The following is a 20,826-nucleotide window of genomic DNA, read 5'->3' on the forward strand; positions in this document are numbered from 1 at the left end:
TTATGAGTCAGCTGATAAAAACCGTGGATTTTATTTTCAATGGAAAGCTTAAATTGCTGAGCAGGTTTTCTGCCACCGGTGTACTTAATACCATAATAGATTTCCTGGTGTTTACCTTGTGCCAGAGTATAATCGGTCTTTATTACACCGTAAGCCAGGTTGTAGGTTACAGCTGCGGTGTGGCAAATAGCTTTATATTTAACAAGAAATGGACTTTTCAATACGATAATCCGGACAAGAATATTGTTCATGAAATATTGCAGTTTGTTGTTGTAAATATAGTGTCGCTTATTATAACAGTGATTTTTATGAAATTTTTAGTGGATAGATTTGCTCTTAACGTATATATATCAAAGGTGATTGTAACATTTGCAGCCCAGATGATAAATTTTCTGTCATATAAGATATGGGTTTTTAATTGAGGGGTGAAGTTATGAAGAGCGTAAAATTTGTAAAAGAAAAACTTGCTTTGTTTGCAGTGATGGCTCTGTCGGCAGTGCTGAATCTGGCAAACCTTGGTGCTGAAGGGTACGGAAATGAATACTATGCGGCAGGTGTGAAGAGCATGCTTGTAAATTTCAAGAATTTCTTTTTCGTCTCCTCCGATCCCGGCGGTTTTGTATCCATTGACAAACCTCCCCTGGGATTTTGGATACAGACCCTCTCTGCCAGGGTATTTGGATTCAGCGGATGGAGCATACTGCTTCCCCAGACCCTGGCAGGAGTTGTATCTGTCGTGATATTGTATTACATGGTTAAAAGGTCTTTTGGGAAAGCCGCGGCGCTTGTTTCTGCATTGTGCCTTGCAGTTACTCCGGTTTTTGTAGCTGCGAGCAGGAATAACACCGTAGATAATCTGCTGGTCATGGTACTGCTCTTTGCCTGCATGTTTTTATCCAGGGCGGCCGAAAAGGGTAAATTCAAATATCTTCTCATAAGTCTTGTACTTGTAGGTGTGGGTTTTAACATAAAGATGCTGCAGGCTTATATGGTTATTCCCGCCGTATACATAACTTACCTGATTTCTGCAGCTGCACCCGTGAAAAAGAAAGTCAAACACCTTGTTATAGGTACTGCTGTACTCGTAGTTGTGTCACTTTCCTGGGCAGCTGCCGTGGATTTGGTTCCTGCCGGCAGCAGGCCTTTTGTAGGCAGCAGTACGAATAATACGGTTATGGATCTTATACTGGGGCACAATGGAATCGAGAGGTTGAGCAGCAGCGGAGGCATGGGCGGCGGACCCGGCGGAAACAGACAGGGAGGAAATATGGCCTATTTTAAGAAAGATAGAAACCCTTCAGGTGCGCAGAATGTGCCTCCAAATGGTGGGTTTCAAAGAGGCTCCGGCGGCAATTTTAAGGACGGCAGCCAGCAAAATGGCGGCCCTCAGATGCAAATGCCTCAGGGAGCGGGTCAGAATAAGAAAGGCATACAGCAGATGGGCAGAAATGGACTTTCAGGAAATTTCGGAGGTCAGACAGAAGCAGGCGTTACAAGATTGTTTTCGAAAAATATACTTTCAGATCAGATAGTGTGGTTCCTGCCTCTGTCCTTGTTGGGCTTTATTGCCGCGGCAATAGTGGAAAAGTTGAAAATCCCATTTGACAACAGAAAAAAATTGGATTTGATTCTCTGGATGATGTGGCTTCTGCCGGAATTTATATATTTCAGTTATACAAAAGGGCTGTTCCACCAGTACTATTTGACCATGATGGCACCGCCAGCTGCGGCTTTATCTGGTATAGGCCTTGTATCAATGTGGAAACTCTACAGGGACGGTTCCAAAGTTAAATCCATGCTTCTGCCTGCATCCTTTGTTGTGGAGGGGGCACTGCACCTTATGATGCTGTCTTATTTTTACTCTTCCATATCTGCAGCAGTGAAGGGTATTATAATAGCGGCGGCCGTACTGAGTTTTGCTTCATCTGCACTGCTTGTAATTTACAAGAACAGGGCGGGAAACGCAGGTTTTGCAAAGATACTTGCCTCTCTTGCATTTGCAGGGATACTTGTGACACCTTCCATAGGTTCTGCGGCAGCTGTGGTTCATGGCGTAAATGGCAGCATGCCTGCTGCAGGATTGGAGCTTCTGTCGTCAGATACAGGTTCTGGAAATACCGGAATGAAGAATAGATTTGGATCCTCAAACGACAGTAAAGAACTGATAAGTTTTCTCGACAGTCATATTAAAAATGAAAAATATGATCTCGTAGTATCCAGTTCCAATGCCGCTGCCGAAATGATAATTAAAAGCGGCAGGAGTATAATGCCTCTCGGCGGGTTCACAGGCTCCGATAAGATACTTTCCCTCAGCCAGTTTAAAGAACTTGTAAAAAAAGGTGAGGTAAGATATGTACTCACGGGTGGAATGGGAAGAAATTCACAGGATATAATGAGCTGGGTTCAAAAAAACGGAAAACTTGTCCCGGAAAATCAGTGGAAAAATACCACATCCGTCGGCAAAACCGTAAATCCCGGGGAAATGAATTCCCAGTCGCTGTATGATTTGAAGGGAATTTTAAAATAAAGTTGAATCTTTTATCCATAGTGTTTATAATTAAATTGAAATTTAATAATAAGTACAAGGTTTAAATACAAATAATTAAAGGGGAATCAGGTGAAAATCCTGAACTATCCTGTAGCTGTATTAGACGAGTTTAAGCTATATGGGCCACTTGGAAACGGGGAAGGCGTATTTTAAATGATGACTCTTAAGTCAGAAGACCTGCCTGTACTTTGCACCTTTAACTCTACAAGTGATAGAGGGGGCCTGCATATTGATGAATTATTTTTGTGATGATGTATGATTGATTGTTGAAGATCCTTTTATCAGCTTGGTTAAAGGGATCTTTTTTATTATGGAGGTGATAAAAATTATACAGCTTATTGGAGTAAAAAGTGACTGTGATATTGAAATAAGACAAAAATTTTCTATTATATCGGCGAGACTTGTTGATAAATTGAAAAGTATATATGATGTTACAGGAAATGTATTGATTTTAAGCACCTGTAACAGGACAGAAATATATGTCAGCTCCGATCTTGAGAGGGAAGCTCTGATCCGGAGTGTATTTGACCGTTTAGGATGGGACAAAGAACTTGAAAAATATATATTCTACGTAGAGGACAAAGATGCGGTCAGGCATCTCATGGAGGTATGCTGCGGCTTTCATTCCAAGATTTTGGGAGAAGATCAAATATTGGGACAAGTTAAAACCGCCTACAGCACTGCCCTCAAAGCTAAAACCATAAATGGACAACTTCAGAGGATGTTTCAAAATGCCGTAACCTGCGGCAAAAAATTCAAAAGTGTCTGTGAGATATACAAGATCCCCGTGTCCGTACCTTCCATAGCAGTTAGAGAAGCAGAAAAAAAGAAAATGAAAAGGTACATGATTTTGGGCTTTGGTGAAATAGGACAGCTTGTTCTTAAATACTTGAATTCCCTAAATGCGGAAATTGTCTATGTGGCAGTGAGAAACATGGCCAAGGTGGATGAATTTTATAGAAATTATGATTGGATTAGGTTCATAACATTCAGAGAGAGGAAAGATTACTACAAAAATGTGGACTGCATTATAAGCTGCACTTCTGCACCGCATACTGTGATTTCAAAAGATGAACTGCCGGACAAAAAATTGCTCGTATTTGACCTTGCGGTACCTAGGGATGTAGACAAGAATGTAAAAACACTTCCGAATGTTGAATTGTATGACATAGACAGCATAAGTGTCATTGACCAGAACAACAAGATAATGAGAAAAGAAAAAATGGAAAAATACAGATATATCATAGACGAGTATATAGATGAATTTGTTAAATGGCAGGCAGTAGATGAAATTTCCCCTGAAATACAGAAGATAAAGAACTTTGGCAGCAGGATATGCGAAAAGAGGATAAAGACCTTTAAAAACAAAAGATATACCAAGGACAATGAAAAGCTTGTAAGGACTATGATAGAGAGCACTGCCAAAGTGTATATAAATAGAGCCATAAATACTTTAAAAGAAGGAAAATTCCAAGGCAGAGAAGAAGAATATATGGAACTTATAAATAAAATATTTTGTTGATAGGGAGATAAGTGAAAATGAAAAATGACGATATATTTAATGAATCCAAATTGTATATGCCCGGAGGTGTCAACAGCCCTGTAAGGGCCTTCAAGGACGTTCCCATGAACCCGCCTGTTATAAAAAGTGGAAAGGGAGCTTATCTATATGATGAAGATGGAAATAAATATATAGATTTTGTCTGTTCCTGGGGTCCCATGATGCTGGGACATTGTGATACAGACGTGGTGAAGGCTATAAGGGACACCTGCGAAAAAGCCATATCTTTTGGTGCCAATACTAAACTTGAACTGGAACTTGCAAAATATATATGTACTACCGTAGACAACGTGGAAATGCTCAGAATGGTTAACTCCGGCACAGAGGCCACGATGAGTGCCGTAAGGCTTGCCAGGGGCTATACTGGAAGAGACAAGATAATAAAGTTTGCCGGCTGTTACCACGGCCATTTTGATGACTTCCTCGTGGAAGCGGGCTCTGGAGTTATGACGGAGGGCATTCCGGGCAGCGTAGGCGTTCCTGAAAGTAGTGTGAAGAACACCCTTGTGGCCCAGTACAACGATATTTCAAGCGTAGAAGATATATTCAGGCAGCAGGGCAGTGAAATTGCCGCAGTCATAGTAGAACCCGTAGCAGGCAACATGGGTGTAATTCCAGGAGATGAAAAATTCCTGAAATCTCTCAGAAAGTTATGTGATGAATACGGCTCCCTCCTCATATTCGATGAAGTCATGAGCGGATTCAGAGTTGCCTACAAAGGCGCCCAGAGCATCTATAAAATAAAACCGGATCTCACGACCATGGCGAAGATCATAGGTGGGGGACTTCCCTGTGGAGCCTACGGCGGAAGAAAGGACATAATGGAAAAGCTATCTCCTGTCGGTCCTGTGTACCAGGCAGGCACCATGTCCGGCAACCCCATTGTAATGGCTGCAGGCCTTACAACCCTGAAAAAACTTCACAGCAGCCCCCAGTACTATACTCAAATTGAAAAGCTCGGCCAAAAGTTGGTAGATGGAGTTAGAAAAATAGCTAGGGACAAAGATGTCCCGGTGGTTGTAAACAGGTGCGGCGCCATGTTCTCGCTGTTTTTCACTAAAGATTCCAAAGTGAGAAATTACAGTGATGCCAAAAAATGCGATACGGGTATTTTTGCAAAATACTTCACCCATATGATAAAGAAAGGCATTTACATCGCACCTTCGCAGTTTGAAGCCGTATTTTTGAGTGTAAAACATACAGAAGAAGATATTGACAGATTTTTGGAAGCATTTGACTCCTTCAAAATCTGACTGACATTTTGTCCCCTCTGCTTTGCAATGTCAAAAGCGAGGGGACAAATTTTGTTCACAGTTTATTCATGACCCCCGGGGGTCATGAATAAACTGTGAACAAATTTCAACAGATCTCTGAAAGCTCACAAGGTCAAGCTATCCTTACTGAAATGTAGTGCAATTTCAGGTATTTCAAGTAAGGTAGATATGCAGAATTGTACAAATTTCGTCTTAAACTTATGAATAAAACGTGAACGACGAGAGGCGATTTCCCGTCAACCATGGTGATTTCCGGCAAATTTCCTTCAACTATGGCAGCTTCCCGCACTGCAGGCGCTTCCCATCAGTTTCCGATGCTGCCGGTAGTTTCAGCAGGAGCGGTTTCGGTACCAGCACTGTGAAGCAGTTTTCCGATGCTGAGGGCGATTCCCGGCGATTTCCATCAATCAGGCGGTTTCCGTCAGATTTCACAGCAGCGGCTGGGTAGTTTCCAGAATGGAGTGCGGTAGCTTCCGGCAGTTTTGGACAAGTAGCTGTAAGCTCTCAAGTGGGCAATTATTGGTTGAATGTAAGATAAGCTGCCGGGCAATCATCGGTTGAAGAACAGTTAATTCCATACTGTATTGCAGATACAGGCGGGGCTGTGCGAAAAGCCCTTCGCTGCTTTTAAATTTGAATATTTTTTCCGCAGTATGATATAATTTAAATCAATACGAGGAGTGGAGGTATGAGCATGATGGAAAAAATTGCACTTTTGACGGATTCTGCCTGTGATATAGATGAAGGTACCATAGAAAAATATAATGTAGAAGTATTGCCCTTTAGAATTATATATAGAGATCGGGAGTATGTAGATAAAATTGAAATTACTCCCAGGGAAGTATATGATAATATGAAATATGAAATCCCCAAATCATCTCTTCCTTCGCTGGATGATATGGAAGGTGCTTTCAATAGATTTGAGAGGGAAAATTACACCCATGTGATAGCTGTTACAATTTCAAGCGGACTTTCCGGTACATATAATGCTTTGAAAATGGTTAGCAAAAAACATGATAAGTTATCCACATATGTTTATGATTCCAAGTCCACTTCCCTGGGCGAGGGTGTAATTGTAAAGGAATGTGGAAAACTTATGGATCAGGGGAAAAGTTTTAGTGAAATTGTGCACTGCATACCTGAAATGAAGAAAAGGATGCATTTCTTTTTTGTCTTCGGCACTTTGGAATATGCCAGAAAAGGCGGACGTATAGGAAAGTTGTCCGGCATTCTGGGCGAGGCTCTGGACATAAAGCCCATAGTATATTTTGACAATGACCAGGGTATTTGTTTCACCTGCGGCAAAGTGCGGGGGCGGAAGAGATCCCTGAGCAAGATGATAGACATAGGCAGTAGATTTCTGGCCAAATCTCCCTGCGACGTATATATAGCTTATGGCAATGCCAGAGAAGATGCTGAAGACATCTATGACAGGATCTCAAAACTGTCCAATGTGAAAAACATATATATGATAGGGCAGATAAGTCCTGTAGTGGGTGTCTATTCAGGACCTGGAACTGTCGGTGTGTGTTACATGGAGCAGAAAAGCTGACCGAAGCCAATTGCCAATTGACGATTATCAATTGGCAATTGTTCACTGGAGATTGAATAAGTTTGCAATTTTATTCTACTTGTTATATATTATATATAACAAGTAGAATAGGAGGGCAGTTATGATAATTGAAATTGATTTTGAATCCGAAATACCCATATATGAACAACTTAGAAGAAGCATTATAGAGGGCATAGCATCTGGAGATCTGAAACCGGGAGAAAGCCTTCCTTCTGTCAGGCAGATGGCACAGGATATAGGGATAAATCTGCATACTGTCAATAAGTCCTATAATATATTGAGATCTGAGGGATACTTGAATATAGACAGGAGGTCAGGAGCTGTTGTAAATGAAAACTATCCTAAAGACAGTGAAAAATTTAATAAAAAGCTGGCCGGAGAATTGAATTATTTACTGGCGGAAACCTATTTGAGAAATATTAAATTGGAAGATATATTGAAACTGTGCTCGGATATATATGGAAAATATAATTTGTCTGGCAGTGAAATTAAAGGGAAGGTGAGACGTAGATGATGGAAAATTTATTTTATGTGTACTTGTCTTTTATATTTTTAATTGTACTTGTAATCAATATGCTGACGCCGAACTTTACTAGGAAAGAAATCGTATTTGGGGTCAGGGTACCTGGGAATAAAATAGACAGCCCTGAGATAAAAGGTATCAAGGGGAGGTTTATAAAAAACAATTTGATAATTGGGGTTCCATTTATACTGCTGTTTAGTTTCCTGAATTATAAATTTACCAATGTGACTGTGATTTTGATTACTGTTTTTGCTTTTGTCTTTATAAATTTTTTGGTGTATATGATATCCAACAGGGAAGTTAAAGTTCTTAAATTAAAAAACTCCTGGTTCAAAGGTAAAAAGCAGGTTGTGGCAGTGGATGTAAGTTATTCCAGAGATAAGGGAAAAAATCTGGTGCCTCTGCGGCTTTTCCTGATCCCGCTGTCTATAATTTTGATAAATATAATTTTAGGATATGTAAATTATGCAGCTTTACCCCACAGGGTTCCCACTCACTGGGATTTTTCAGGAAATATCGACGGCTATCAGCTCAAATCCAGGTTCTTGATCTGGGAAATTCCTCTTTTTCAGATGGCATCCACTTTTATGTTTTTTATAATTTGTAAGATCATAGGGTGGTCGAGGCAGCAGTTAAATGTTTCAGATCCTGAAATTTCCGTAAAAAAAGATATGAGATTCAGGAGGGTGTGGTCCGTGTACATGGTGATTTTTGCTGCAGCAATGAACCTCCTTTTAACCTTTGGTACTATTCAGATATTTGGAGTATTCAGGGTGTCCAATTTGCTTGTGGGCATTTTGACGGTAGCTTTTGCTGGATTTATGATTTTGATTACCATGGTTTTATCTATAAGGATTGGACAGGGCGGAAGCAATTTGGATATCGGAAAGGACAGTTTTGGGAAAACTGAATCTGAAGTTATCGATAAGGACGATGATAGCTTTTGGAAACTGGCAAATACAATATATTATAATCCTGATGATCCGTCCCTGTTTGTGGAAAAGAGATTCGGAGTAGGCTGGACAATAAATGCGGGAAGACCTGCCGGAATGGCAATATATATTGGAATGATTGCACTTTTAGTTATAATTGTAATTGTAGCAAAAAATACAGCCCCGTAGCACATTCACCTGTAAATTGTCAGTTGGTTCAGTTTATGTTAACATTGTCCTATATACTTTTTAATTATAAAAAGGGGGTAAAAAATTGATATCTGAAAGAATGAAGGAATACGTATCTAAAAGCTCTACAGTGAGGGCTATGTTCGAAGAGGGGAAAAGGCTCTCTTCAATCTATGGGGAGGAAAATGTCTTTGATTTTAGTCTGGGCAATCCCAATGTGAAGCCGCCTGAATCCATAAAGGAAGCTGTATATGAAATATTGGACAAGGAGCCTCCCAATTTGGTTCATGGATATATGAGCAACTCCGGCTATGAAGATGTGAGAGATAAAATTGCTGGGGATATAAGCAAAAAATACAATTTAAAACTTACCGGGAACAATCTGATAATGACCTGCGGGGCGGCAGGTGGATTGAATATTGTTTTGAAAACTCTTTTGAATCCAGGGGACGAGGTTATTGTATTTTCACCGTTTTTTGGAGAATATGAAAATTATGTGAGGAATTTTGACGGAAAACTGGTTATTATACCATCCGACAGGGAGACCTTTGAACCTGACTTGAACCGGTTGGAGGATAAAATAAATTCCAGGACTAAGGCTGTGATAATAGATTCGCCGAATAACCCGACGGGAATTGTCTATTCAGAGAAACTTATTAAAAGTATGGCTGGGGTGTTAAATAGAAAGCAGGAACAGCTGGGCACCAGCATATATTTGATTTCCGATGAACCCTACAGGGAAATAGTATATGATGGGATAAAGGTTCCCTTTGTATTGAATTACTACAGGAATTCATTTGTCGTGTACTCCTACAGTAAATCACTTTCTCTTCCCGGAGAGAGAATAGGATATGTGGTCTGCGGCAGTGAAACGGATGATTTCGACAATGTAATGCAGTCTCTGAACGTGGCAAACAGGATTCTGGGATTTGTAAATGCACCTTCGCTGTTTCAGAGAGTTATTGCAAGGTGCCTGGATTCAAAAGTGGATGTAAATATATATAAGAAAAACAGAGATCTTTTGTACAACCATCTCGTTAAAATAGGTTTTTCCTGTATCAAGCCTTCAGGGGCTTTTTACCTGTTTCCAAAATCTTTAATACCTGATGATGTTGAATTTGCAAAGAGGGCAAAAAAATTCAATCTGCTTGTAGTTCCGGGTTCTTCTTTTAAATGTCCGGGTTATTTCAGGCTTTCCTATTGTATTTCATATGATAAAATAAAAAAATCACTGGACAGTTTTGACAAATTAATTAAATAATATAAAGGGCCGGATTCAGAAAATCTGGCCCTATGTTTGTCCATTTCCATTTAATAGGTGAATACCATCTTGCCGTCCCTCAAAGCTATTGGTTTTGACCACAGCCATGTGTTTGTAGTGCTGTCGTCGAAATAATAGAGTGCACCTTTTGTGGGATCATAGCCCTGTAGTGCGTCATAGGCGGCTTTTTTTGATTCCTCGGACGCAGGCTTGTTTATCCATCCGTTTGATACCGGCGTGAACTGATAGTATCCTCCTGACTTTTCATATATTACATCCTTTATTGTAGAAGGATATTTGGAGCTTTGAACCCTGTTTAACACGACGGCTGCAACGCCTACTTTAGCTTTGTAGGATTCGCTCTGTGCTTCTGCATTTACCAGTCTTGCAAGTAAATCCAGGTCACTTTCGCTGTAAGGCACTATGCCCGGAGAGGCTGTCTTGTTTTTAAAAATGTAACCCGAGGGTATATTGAGTACCTGGCCTGGACAAATATACTTGTCCACATTAGAGTTGGCAGCAGTCAATGTATCCAGGGATATATTGAATTTTTTAGCTATTAAATAGAGAGTGTCATTGGGCTGCACGGTGTAAGTCCTTGAATCTATCTTCAGGACTTCATCTGGATATATATAAGTCTGGTTTAAATTGTTGTTTTGCATTATTGTATCCACACTGTTTTTAAATAACACTCCTATTTTGAATATTGAATCATCAGGTTTTACCGTATAACTTGCTGCATGGACCTGGGTGAAAGATATGGTACAAAGTGATACTGCAAATATCGAACTTACGATTTTCTTAAAATGCATGTTAGATTATCCCCCTTAATTTTGCCTGCGGAGTTAGTTGACGGGTTCGGGATTGTGGGATACCCCTGCTTTTAAATTAAAAGATTCACCCCTGTGTGTTTTCCCCCGCATTCCATTTCTGGAATTTAGGCTTGTCTCGTTTGACATTCTAACAGTATTTCCAGAAAATATCCATATGGGATTAGTGGCAGCTGTGGCAGATTAATCCTTCCTACAGTTTGAATCCGCCCATTATTTTTGCAATTTTTTGTGCCAGTTCCGCCAGGCTCTGGGATGAGTCGGCTATACCCGTAGAAGCTTTTGTGACTTCCTCTACGCTGCTCAGTATCTCCTCCGATCCTGCAGCGGATTCCTCTGCCGTGGAAGCTGTGTTTTCAATGGATGAATTTATACCCGCCATCATTTCTCTCATCTGTTTTGACGAGGCATCAATGTGTTTTGACATGGTGTTCATGAAATCAGCGTCATCTTCATAGTGCACGCCTGTTTCCATCAGAAGGTTGTAGTTTGGCTGGACGCTGTTTGATATGTAGCCCAGCATTTCATTTCCGCTTGAGGATAAATTCTTAAATGCACCTTCCACTGAAAGCACCATTTTGTTTATGTTGTCCACAGTTTTGGAGGATTGTTCCGATAATTTTCTTATTTCTTCCGCCACAACTGAGAACCCTTTTCCCGCTTCTCCTGCCCTGGCGGATTCAATAGCGGCATTCAGCGCCAGAAGATTGGTCTGCTCTGCTATGTTCCCTATTGTTTCCGACATGACTTTAACCTGTGAAACTGCTTTTCCTGCCTTTATGGCTTCTATAATTTTGTTTTTCTTTTCATTGTATATGGACTCTCCCTCTTTTATGTTCTGGGCACGTTCCTTTATTTCTGAAGAGGTTTTAGCTGCTTTTCCAGCATCATCCAGGAGACTGTCCACACTTTGTGTCATTTTTTGGGAAGATGTATTTATCTGCTGGGTGACACTGCTCAAATTCTGTGCCCCCTTTGCTATGCTGACCGTGGATTCATTTACGGAATTCATCATTGAGGATATCTCTTCCGTAGATGCCGATAATTCTTCACTGGATGCACCCATCTCCTCGATACTTGTATTTATTTTGCCGATTAAGTCCCTTACGTTGTTTTTGGCCGTGTTCAGATTGACGGCAATGTCTCCAATTTCATCTTTGCTAGTTGTTTTCAGGGATTTGCTTAAATCTCCGCTGCTTATTAGATCTGTAAAGGCCAATATTTTATTGATTCTATTTATGAATCCGGATGTGATTTTTCTGCCTAAAATTACTGCGGCAATTATTCCAAGGAGAGTCAAAGCTGTGATTGTATAAAGAGAAATCCGGAATGTACTGTTGATTTTGGCGTACTGGTTTTCGGCTTTGTTATTTATTATTTTGATTAATTTTTCTATGGTTTCCGTAAGCTTGTTTCTATAAGAAGCGGCCTGCATGTTTAAAGTCATGGCGTCATCGTATTTGCCTGCTGCCATCAGATTTAGGATTTTGTTACATGTGTCCAGCCATTCTGACCTCTGGTTATTTAAGTTTGCCAGCAGGGATTTTTCCTCCAAAGTCAGATCTGATTTCTCATATGTGTTGATTATGTCGGTATTCTGACTCTGCAATTTTTTCATAGCTTCGGTTGTGCCGGTCAGATTATTTTTGTCCCTGCTTTCGACAAAATTTATTATTTCAAGACGGAGCTTCATTGAATTGGCATCGAACCTGTTTAAGTTTTCTATTGATTTTAGATTGTCGTTGTATAAACTGCTGGATTCCCTATTTACCGTATTTAGATTCAATGTACCTATAACACCCACTATTACAATAAATAGAGATATCGAAAGAAAGCCTACCAAAAGTTTTGCACCTATTTTTAAATTTCTGAACCATGTCAATTTAACCCTTCCCTTCTAACATTTTTATTTTTTGCATATGACATCATAATGTGGCTGAAAGTATCCTACTATTTAAATTTTAGGTATAAGAACTCATTTTTACAATAAATTTAAACATAATTTAACAAGAACTTAACTATATCAGTCATATTAGATGACTTTAAATTATCAATCTCTAATTTTCAACAAATTAATCGTAAATTATCCATAAAGCTACAAGATACAGATGTAACACAATTTGGTTTTTGTAATACTATATAATAAGATTTGCTTATATTCCAAATTGTAAGCACTAACCAGCGTCTGGATAAAAACGTGGGAGGTGTTATGTTGAAAAGTTGCCATATCCATTCAAGGAAAGTCCCGGTGAGTCTGAGGCACTGCAGGTATCTGGGAAGTGGACATAGTGGACAGGCATATCTGATGCCCGATGGAAGGGTTTTAAAGATATTCAACAGCTCCACTAGCTGCAGGAATGAATATAATATATTGAAATCGGTAGAGGGAAACAGGTATTTTCCAAAAGCATATGAAGCTGGGAAATATTATATTATAAGAGATTATGTAGGCGGAATAAATGTAGAAAGATATCTGAAAAAATACGGATTAAGCAGGGAATTTGTTATAAGAGTGGCGAATTTGGTCGAAGATATGAAAAAAATGGGATTCAAAAAATTGGATATAAGGTTTCCGCACCTGTTTGTCCAGCCAGATGGATCCCTTATGATGATAGATCCTAGGAAGAGTTATGAAGAAAATATACCTTACCCTAAATCTTTTCTGAAAAGACTCAGAAAAATGGGACTGCTGGAGCAGTTCATGAAGATACTGGATGAGGAAAAACCTCTTATGAACTGGGACAGATATATGAAAGACAGGTGTATTTAAAAGTTAAGGATTTATAGTGCAGAGTACGTGAATTTGGCAAATTTTCAATGCTCTGCACTGTATTTTGCTCTATGCTTTCAGCTGAAAAGAGTTGAAATATTTAAGCAGAAATACTAAGATACTTGTAAGTGATAAAATTATAGATAAGGATGTGAATTTATGAAAGTAATTTTTATTACCCCGGTGGCAGATATAAGGAGAAATGCCTTATATAGGTTTGGCGGTAAAATTTATGGACATTCTAACTCTATTACAGGACCCTTGATACTCGGCAGGATATTGAAAGACGCCGGGCACGATGTGGAAGTATATGAGGAAATGTATAAGAACTTAAACTTCGAGAAATTTGAAGATGCAGATGTAATAATGATTTATACCATGACTTCATCTTCTACGAGGGCCTATCGTATTGCCGATTATTTTAGAAAAAAACATAAAAAAGTAATCATAGGAGGTATTCATGCTTCCAGTCTGCCTGAAGAGGCACTTCAGCATGCAGATCAGGTTGTGGTAGGGGAAGGTGAAAGGGTTATTGCAGATGTAGTCAGCGGGAAAATTAAGGACAAAATAGTTTATTCCAAGTGTATAGAAAACCTGGATGAAATACCTTTTCCGGATTACAGTCTTTTAAAAACTCCCTGCAAGGCGGCAAATGTCATGACTTCAAGGGGATGCCCCTTTAGCTGTACCTTTTGTACCACGTCCAGAATGTTCCATCCTTACAGAAGGCGAACCCCTGACAATGTAATAAAGGAATTGAGAATGTACAAGCAGCAGGGTTTCAAGTATGTAAATTTTGAGGACGATAATTTTACTGCAGACAAAGAAAGGGCCAAGGAGATACTCAGGAAGATGATCTCAAATAATCTTGTATTTAAAGAGACATTTTTCTTTGGCCGGACAGATATGGCAAATGACGAGGAACTGCTTCAGCTTCTCCACGATGCCCATCTGACCAGAGTACTTATAGGAATTGAATCCTTGAACCAGGAATCCTTGAACAACATAAACAAAAAGCAGAAGATTTCCGACATTGAAAAATGCGGTACTGCTCTTGCAAAACATAAAATAAGACTTATAGCCAGCCTGGTATTGGGACTGGATGATGACAGCAAGGAGGACATGGAAAGAGGCGAGAAATTCTGTGAAAAGATAAATGCCTATCAATTTCAACCTGCAATTTTAACTCCTTTTCCTAAAACACCTGTCTATGAACAGTACAAAAAAGAAAACCGTTTGCTGGACAATGATTGGCAGTACTATGACATGATGGTTGTAAACTTCAAGCCAAAAAAAATGTCCCCTTATGATCTGCAGGCGGAATTTTTCAAAGTGGCAAGGTTATTTTATACTTTTAAATCCTCTTTTAGCATGCTCAAAATTTTTGGATTTGCAGCCTGGATTAGAAGACTAGGGCTTTGGATTGCAGTGAAATTCGGAGAATCTTTTTTCAAGAGAAAATCCAGCCAAAAAGATGGAAATGTATATAGTAGAATGAAGGAAGTATCTGTTTAGAATTTATTTATCTCAGGGAAAATGAAAATTTTTCCTCGGATAAAAAAAAGGACTTATGGCAAATTGCTGTAAGTCCTTTTTATTTCTCCAGTGAATATATGTCTGAAAACTCTATGTTTATTTTTTCCACATTGGTCTTGAACAACTCGCTGCTTTTCATATTGTCTTCCTTCACGAGCTCTACCGGAAGCTCTATGAAAAATTTACTTCCTTTTCCCTCCTTGCTTTTGACGCTTATCTCTCCACCGTGCAGCTCCACCAGGGACTTCACCAGGTACAGCCCTATTCCGCTTCCTTCGCAGTCTCTCGAAAGAGATCTGTTTGCCTGGCCAAAGCGTTCGAATATAAGATTCAGCTTATCTTCCGGAATACCTTTTCCGTCGTCCTCCACAGTAATAAGTACTGTCTTGCCGCGGTCCTCCACGTTCACATATATATGTCCCCTGGAATTTGTATACTTGAAGGCATTTGACAGCAGATTCAGCATTATACGCTCCAGTTTGTTCGGATCAAAGGCCATTATTTTTTCCTCTACATTTGTATCGAATATAAGTTGTATATCCTTACTTTTTATATAGGAGGCCACAGACTGGGTGATATCCTCGACGACACTCACTATATTGCCATTTCGCCTTGATATTTTAATAGCCCCCGAATCGAGCCTGGTTATGTCAAGAAGATTGTTTACAAGCCTTATAAGCCTAAGGCAGTTCTGCTTCATGGTTTTCAAATAAAATTTACATTTTTGTTTATTTTCGGCAGTGCATCTGTCAAGATATATTTCCATGGTTTGAATAGCCACGGATATTACATTTATAGGAGTCTTGAGTTCATGTGACATATTTATGAAAAATTCTGTTATAAGAGAATTGAATTCTCTGGTTTCATTTAACAATTTTAAATTTTCCTCTGCAGTGCTTTTCAAGTTCTCCATCTGTTTTTCCGGTGTCAAATCCAGAAGCAGGGTCATCACCGCAGGTTTGCCGTCATATACGAAAAATGAAGAAGTATTTCTCACTGATATGCTGTTCCCCTCACAGTCCAATATGTCTTCTTCACTGGTTACCTTCGACAGCTTTTTTTCTATTATGTTGCTGTACTTTTCTTTGGAACTCATTATGGATTCCTTTGGATAATGCCTATACAGCAGCTTATTGTCCAGCTCCGGAGCCCTGGGATATCCCAGCAGTTTTGCCGCACTTTCATTGGCATATATTATTTTCCCGCCTTCATGTACTATAACGGAATTTATGGAATTTTCGAAAAGCATTTCAAAACACACTTCATTCTTTAGCAGTGAAGATTCCATATCCTCCCTTTTTATGTTTTGTTCCTTTAATTTATTGCTCAGCAGGTTGAGCTTGTTGTCCTTGCTTTTATTGTTTTCCGCCTCTATATCCACATAATATCCAAGAACCCATGATATAAATATGAACACTCCTGCCAATATCAGGTCTCTCTGAAAATAAACGTTTATACCCTTTACGGTTGGGGCATACAAAAGATCTGCTGTCAGCACGAAAAATGAACAGAAAAAAGAAGTTATGATTCCATATTTAGAACCATACTGTATCACAGAGGACAGTATCAAAAGCAGGAACAAGTATTTATATTCACTTTCATATGAATTGGATATGTATATGGGGATGGAGATAAGCATCGTAAAAAATAGAGTCTCTATGAGCCAGGACTTTTTAAATACATTTGAAGAGCGCTCTAATTTGGTGTTGATTATCAACGAAGCCACGTAAATTGACAACATAATGAGTAATATGAATATAGTACTATACAAATTAAAGTTATTATTGAAATTAACTTTTAAAATTGAAGTATATTGGGGCAAATCTATACATATTATTATAACGAGGAATACAATTATAGCTATTTTTATGATAGCCAACATGATAGATATGCCGTTTTCAATATGTTTCATGGATAAATTCCTCCCGTGTACTGATAAAAAATTCAAATTAAAAAGTAAAAATTACCAATTTTTCAATCAGTAATTTTTACTCCGGAATTTGTTGTTCCTAGTCTATTTTCTCAGGCATTCAGGTTCTTTAGGCTGATATAAACCCCAAGTACATGCAGAAGCTGAAACCGTAAATGCCATAATGGTACATGCCAGTGCAGATAAAGTTATAAATACCTTTTCTATTTTATTTTTCAATTGATCTTCCTCCTTTCTCCTATGTTTTTTAAAACTGAATCGACTTTTTTAAAAACTGCTTTTCCATGATCTGTCAGGGTGATGGACTGCCAAAGGCAGCCAAGATTTATGCAGTCTGCGATTTTTAAATAATACAATTTATTATTTGTACTGTAAAATAAGCACAGTATAATTATAATTGTAGAAAATATTGCCAATGTGATAATGGAATTTCTTTTAAACATTTTCTTCATGGAAATTTTAGAAATAGGTTTTTGTGGGCTGTCTACCGGAGCTTTTAAGGAAACTATTATAAATGCAATTATCATGAAGGTTATAATCATGATCAAAGTAGTTACAAAAGAGAATTTATAAAAAAATTTATCCACTAACAGTCCTGCAGTAGCGGCAGAAATTGTACCACCTATAATACATCGATTTGGAGAAGAAGCATGAAATCCACCTGAATATTTTCTGAGTATGCTCATTGATACAGAAAATATTAAAGCTTCATATAATACTCCTAGAATTGCCCCTGCAATTATCACCCATGCTATGGAAAATATGGTTTGGAGCAAATTAATTGCCCCATATACTAGTATCTCCTCTTTTTCTTTATCTGTCTTTAAAATGGTCCTAGCTTTTTTACCCAGGGAAATTGCTAATTTTTCAGTCAGGTACATTTTTAATTCCTCTTTTTTTCAATAAATAGCGTGTCAACATAATTAAAAAAAATAAAAATATGAGTGATGGTATTCCAAATATAGATTTCTTAATAGGATTCATAGAACTTATATTTATATTAATCTTGAATAAGTTAAGCAAAAGCATATTTAAAAATTCACTTATTGAAAGCAATAAGAGCATAAATAATGTTCCATATATTGAAGTTATTATTGGTATTCTTATAAAAAATACCATAGTTCCTATAATTAGAATAGCCATAATTAAAGTATGAACTCCAAAATATATAGGAAGATCTCTTATTAAAAAGGTAATTATACTTAATATAAAGCTTAAAAAAATATATTTTTTTATATCAAAAGATTTTTTTGCTATTATGTGTATTCCCCAAACTATTAAGAGCATTTCTGGAATAAGCCTTAAAAAAATTTCTACCCAATTGATTTTAAGCATCTTTAAGCCTCCCTTTTGCTGCTATTTTCATATTGTTCGACAAATATATACATTTTATGAATTTATTTCACGATAACAACATATATTATTCTCCATAAAAAATAAAAATCCTTCTTTAAAGGATAAAAATCTGTAAATTATATTTTGAAATGCAAAATATTATTTCAATATATGTAAATCTGTCCTTTTTACAATATTTTTTAGAACTAATATTGACAAGAATAGTATTATAAGTGAAGGAAAAGTCAGTATGGATTTTTTAATGGGGTTTATGTTGGTAAAGTTAAAAGGTATACCCAAAATATAAAGTATAAATTTGTTTGAAGATTCACTTATTATAAGCAGCAGCAGCATTGCCAATGTACCATATATGGAAGCAAGCAGTGGAATTCCCTGAATTATCATGATACTTATTATTGAAACTGTTATAATGACGGTGTGAACTCCAAAGTATATGGGAAGTTCTCTTACTAAAAAGGAATATAATCCCATGCTACAGCTGAGAATTATATAATTTCGTTTATTGAAAGATTTCTGTGCTACCGTGTATATTCCCCATATTATCAACAGCATTTCGGGAATACATCTTAGAAAAATCTCTATCCAGTGAAGTTTCAGCATCTTGAATGTCCTTTCCTGTAACTACATTATTTATATATTTTAGTAAGAACTGTACAAATATGTACAATTGGTTACCTAAAAAAATTCTACATAAAATAAAAAAATCCTTCTTAAAAAGAAATATTTGCAAAAATTTTTAAATAAATTGCAGATATGTAATTGGATTGTTGTTTGTCGAAGCTTTGCCGGATAGACATGCAGAATATGGAATCCTGTATGAGATTTTGCTGGAATTTTGTTTGGATTCTGCCGGGTGGACATGCAACCCCCGGGGGTCATGAATAAATTGTGAACAAATTCTCCAAGCATTCATCTGTTTTTCGAGCCAGGCTATATACTCAAGTATCTTAGATATGATGGTAGTTATCGGGAGTTTATCTGAACTTGAAAAAACCAGGCTACTCTAAATATTGTGAACAAAGTGTAAATGATTGAACAAACAGGACAAGCAATCAGCACAAGGAACCACAAGAAACCCAAGCAATCAGCACAAGGAACCCAAGCAAGCAGTATGAACGGGACAATCAGCACGAGCAGCTCAGTAGAATGGACAAGCAATCATTTCAAATCAATCCAGGCAACTGTCCTAAATAAATGAGTGGACAAGCAATTATTCCCTATTTTACTATTTCTAGCCGCAAGGGAAGTCATCCCATATATTCCCAATTTCTCATTTCTGGTCATCCGATCACAGGGGCAGCTTTCAATTTTTTACCTTCCCTCGATCTGAAACCCGGATTTGACAGGCATTTTTCAGTCCGATCTCCAGACTGGAGGGCAGATGCCCAGTTTTCTTTACCCACCGAGCAACTCTCAGAAAATTTTCTCCCACAAATATTCCTTTCCTGGTGATTTCCCACAGATAAACATACAATTTTTTTACCAATCCAAAAAACATCTGTATGTGCCGTATATTTTTTATTTTGTTGAAGAGAATAGATTATACATATATTGCTATAAATTTCTTTCATTTATAAGCCAAATCTGTACTTTTTAGACTTTGACTTTCTTTGACCTTTATTGTATTATAATAACTGTACTAAGGATAACCGATGAGAAAGACAATCGGCAGAAAAATCATATAGAATATAGAAGGAGGTATGTACCATGTTTGATATGGTTCCATTTGAAAGAGATAATTTTTTAAGCCCAGGTGATATGTTCAGAGATTTTGCAGATCCATTTTTCAACAATGATTTCTTTACACCAGCAGTAAGCAATTTCGNTTTAAGCCCAGGTGATATGTTCAGAGATTTTGCAGATCCATTTTTCAACAATGATTTCTTTACACCAGCAGTAAGCAATTTCGGCAGAGGATTTAAAGTTGATCTTAAAGAAAATGATGATTCCTATGTAATTAAAGCGGATCTTCCAGGAGTAAAAAAAGATGCTATAGATTTAAGTTTTGATAATAACTATCTCACAATATCCGCAAAACGAGAAGAAAACAAAGAGGATAAAGATCAAAATTATGTAAGACGTGAGAGAAATTGTGGAGAACTCATAAGGAGTTTTTATATAGATAATGTAAATGATAAAGATATAAAGGCTTCCTTTGAAAATGGAGTATTGGAAATTATACTTCCGAAAATAGAAAAAGGTCAGAAGAAAACAGGAAAGATTGAGATTCAGTAACTTATTTCTGATAGTAAATCCTTCTAATTGAATAATCCGACATATACATGAACAACTCCTCAAGTTAAACCCCTATTACCTACCTCTGGTTGGTGAGTCATTATTTGACTGGCCAATTCGCTTGTGGGGTCATGTTATGAATCAAAGATAGAATCGCTGTAAAAGGCGGTTCTTTTTTTATACTTTGGTTATAAATACGGAGTATACTACTTCAAACATATTGTGGATTATCCTAAAATATTTTGATAAAATAAAGTTAAGAGATATACGAATCAGCGTATAAGAACTTATGTTCTGGCAAATACTAA

General features: G+C 37.7%; 20 protein-coding genes and 2 riboswitches. Of the genes, 11 read left to right on the plus strand and 9 right to left on the minus strand.

Going from position 1 to position 20,826, the window contains the following annotated elements:
* Positions 1 to 2 precede the first annotated feature (2 nt).
* The 8 genes from AB8S09_RS11260 to AB8S09_RS11295 all read left to right on the plus strand — a co-directional run bounded on the left by AB8S09_RS11260 (position 3) and on the right by AB8S09_RS11295 (position 9,861).
* Complete coding sequence (locus tag AB8S09_RS11260; RefSeq protein WP_369869138.1) at positions 3 to 422, plus strand: GtrA family protein; 420 nt, start codon at positions 3 to 5, stop codon at positions 420 to 422.
* Between the two features lie 11 nt (positions 423 to 433).
* The gene (locus AB8S09_RS11265; RefSeq protein ID WP_369869139.1) at positions 434 to 2,527 is read left to right on the plus strand and encodes a glycosyltransferase family 39 protein; all 2,094 of its coding nucleotides are present in this window, start codon (positions 434 to 436) and stop codon (positions 2,525 to 2,527) included.
* A gap of 40 nt (positions 2,528 to 2,567) precedes the next feature.
* A riboswitch (cobalamin riboswitch) is annotated at positions 2,568 to 2,746 on the plus strand.
* A 112-nt stretch (positions 2,747 to 2,858) separates the two neighbouring features.
* The gene (hemA, locus tag AB8S09_RS11270) at positions 2,859 to 4,070 is read left to right on the plus strand and encodes a glutamyl-tRNA reductase (RefSeq protein WP_294180282.1); all 1,212 of its coding nucleotides are present in this window, start codon (positions 2,859 to 2,861) and stop codon (positions 4,068 to 4,070) included.
* A 17-nt stretch (positions 4,071 to 4,087) separates the two neighbouring features.
* Positions 4,088 to 5,362, plus strand: a complete 1,275-nt coding sequence (gene hemL, locus AB8S09_RS11275; protein WP_294180283.1) for a glutamate-1-semialdehyde 2,1-aminomutase — start codon at positions 4,088 to 4,090, stop codon at positions 5,360 to 5,362.
* A gap of 718 nt (positions 5,363 to 6,080) precedes the next feature.
* Positions 6,081 to 6,935, plus strand: a complete 855-nt coding sequence (locus AB8S09_RS11280) for a DegV family protein (RefSeq protein ID WP_294180327.1) — start codon at positions 6,081 to 6,083, stop codon at positions 6,933 to 6,935.
* A gap of 121 nt (positions 6,936 to 7,056) precedes the next feature.
* Complete coding sequence (locus AB8S09_RS11285) at positions 7,057 to 7,470, plus strand: GntR family transcriptional regulator (RefSeq protein WP_294180284.1); 414 nt, start codon at positions 7,057 to 7,059, stop codon at positions 7,468 to 7,470.
* Complete coding sequence (locus AB8S09_RS11290; RefSeq protein ID WP_294180285.1) at positions 7,467 to 8,600, plus strand: DUF1648 domain-containing protein; 1,134 nt, start codon at positions 7,467 to 7,469, stop codon at positions 8,598 to 8,600. The genes AB8S09_RS11285 and AB8S09_RS11290 overlap by 4 nt, the downstream gene beginning before the upstream one ends.
* Positions 8,601 to 8,685: 85 nt before the next feature.
* Positions 8,686 to 9,861, plus strand: coding sequence for a pyridoxal phosphate-dependent aminotransferase (locus AB8S09_RS11295; RefSeq protein WP_294180288.1), 1,176 nt, complete (start codon positions 8,686 to 8,688; stop codon positions 9,859 to 9,861).
* Positions 9,862 to 9,911: 50 nt separating this feature from the next.
* Here AB8S09_RS11295 and AB8S09_RS11300 read toward each other — a convergent pair whose 3' ends face one another.
* Together AB8S09_RS11300 and AB8S09_RS11305 are read right to left on the minus strand one after the other, a co-directional pair.
* Positions 9,912 to 10,673: a cell wall hydrolase gene (locus AB8S09_RS11300; RefSeq protein ID WP_369869140.1), complete on the minus strand. Its 762-nt coding sequence runs from the start codon at positions 10,671 to 10,673 to the stop codon at positions 9,912 to 9,914.
* Between the two features lie 7 nt (positions 10,674 to 10,680).
* A riboswitch (cyclic di-AMP (ydaO/yuaA leader) is annotated at positions 10,681 to 10,815 on the minus strand.
* Positions 10,816 to 10,884: 69 nt separating this feature from the next.
* The gene (locus AB8S09_RS11305) at positions 10,885 to 12,573 is read right to left on the minus strand and encodes a methyl-accepting chemotaxis protein (RefSeq protein WP_369869141.1); all 1,689 of its coding nucleotides are present in this window, start codon (positions 12,571 to 12,573) and stop codon (positions 10,885 to 10,887) included.
* A 327-nt stretch (positions 12,574 to 12,900) separates the two neighbouring features.
* Here AB8S09_RS11305 and AB8S09_RS11310 point away from each other — a divergent pair, with 327 nt between their 5' ends.
* Both AB8S09_RS11310 and AB8S09_RS11315 read left to right on the plus strand, forming a co-directional pair.
* A complete protein-coding gene (locus tag AB8S09_RS11310) occupies positions 12,901 to 13,461 on the plus strand; it encodes an RIO2 family protein (RefSeq protein WP_294180293.1) in 561 nt (186 codons plus the stop codon).
* A gap of 159 nt (positions 13,462 to 13,620) precedes the next feature.
* The gene (locus AB8S09_RS11315) at positions 13,621 to 14,976 is read left to right on the plus strand and encodes a B12-binding domain-containing radical SAM protein (RefSeq protein WP_369869142.1); all 1,356 of its coding nucleotides are present in this window, start codon (positions 13,621 to 13,623) and stop codon (positions 14,974 to 14,976) included.
* A 79-nt stretch (positions 14,977 to 15,055) separates the two neighbouring features.
* On the opposite strand, the gene AB8S09_RS11320 is transcribed toward AB8S09_RS11315, so the two are convergent.
* The 7 genes from AB8S09_RS11320 to AB8S09_RS11350 all read right to left on the minus strand — a co-directional run bounded on the left by AB8S09_RS11320 (position 15,056) and on the right by AB8S09_RS11350 (position 19,854).
* Entirely contained in the window at positions 15,056 to 16,909 is a 1,854-nt protein-coding gene (locus AB8S09_RS11320; RefSeq protein WP_369869143.1) for a PAS domain-containing sensor histidine kinase, read from the minus strand.
* A gap of 102 nt (positions 16,910 to 17,011) precedes the next feature.
* On the minus strand, positions 17,012 to 17,146 hold the full coding sequence (locus AB8S09_RS11325; protein ID WP_369869144.1) for a cyclic lactone autoinducer peptide: 135 nt from the start codon (positions 17,144 to 17,146) through the stop codon (positions 17,012 to 17,014).
* Positions 17,143 to 17,808, minus strand: coding sequence for an accessory gene regulator ArgB-like protein (locus AB8S09_RS11330; RefSeq protein ID WP_369869145.1), 666 nt, complete (start codon positions 17,806 to 17,808; stop codon positions 17,143 to 17,145). Before AB8S09_RS11330 ends, AB8S09_RS11325 begins: the two co-directional genes overlap by 4 nt.
* Positions 17,795 to 18,262: a hypothetical protein gene (locus AB8S09_RS11335; RefSeq protein ID WP_369869146.1), complete on the minus strand. Its 468-nt coding sequence runs from the start codon at positions 18,260 to 18,262 to the stop codon at positions 17,795 to 17,797. Before AB8S09_RS11335 ends, AB8S09_RS11330 begins: the two co-directional genes overlap by 14 nt.
* Before the next feature lie 159 nt (positions 18,263 to 18,421).
* Positions 18,422 to 18,883, minus strand: a complete 462-nt coding sequence (locus AB8S09_RS11340; RefSeq protein ID WP_294180306.1) for a hypothetical protein — start codon at positions 18,881 to 18,883, stop codon at positions 18,422 to 18,424.
* Between the two features lie 558 nt (positions 18,884 to 19,441).
* Positions 19,442 to 19,567, minus strand: a complete 126-nt coding sequence (locus AB8S09_RS11345) for a hypothetical protein (protein WP_369869147.1) — start codon at positions 19,565 to 19,567, stop codon at positions 19,442 to 19,444.
* A complete protein-coding gene (locus AB8S09_RS11350; protein ID WP_369869148.1) occupies positions 19,564 to 19,854 on the minus strand; it encodes a hypothetical protein in 291 nt (96 codons plus the stop codon). Before AB8S09_RS11350 ends, AB8S09_RS11345 begins: the two co-directional genes overlap by 4 nt.
* Before the next feature lie 136 nt (positions 19,855 to 19,990).
* Between AB8S09_RS11350 and AB8S09_RS11355 the strand changes: the two genes are divergently transcribed.
* Complete coding sequence (locus AB8S09_RS11355; protein WP_369869149.1) at positions 19,991 to 20,518, plus strand: Hsp20/alpha crystallin family protein; 528 nt, start codon at positions 19,991 to 19,993, stop codon at positions 20,516 to 20,518.
* The last annotated feature ends 308 nt before the right edge of the window (positions 20,519 to 20,826 follow it).

It is taken from the genome of Clostridium lapidicellarium (assembly GCF_041224415.1).
GTDB lineage: Bacteria > Bacillota > Clostridia > Clostridiales > Clostridiaceae > Clostridium_B > Clostridium_B lapidicellarium.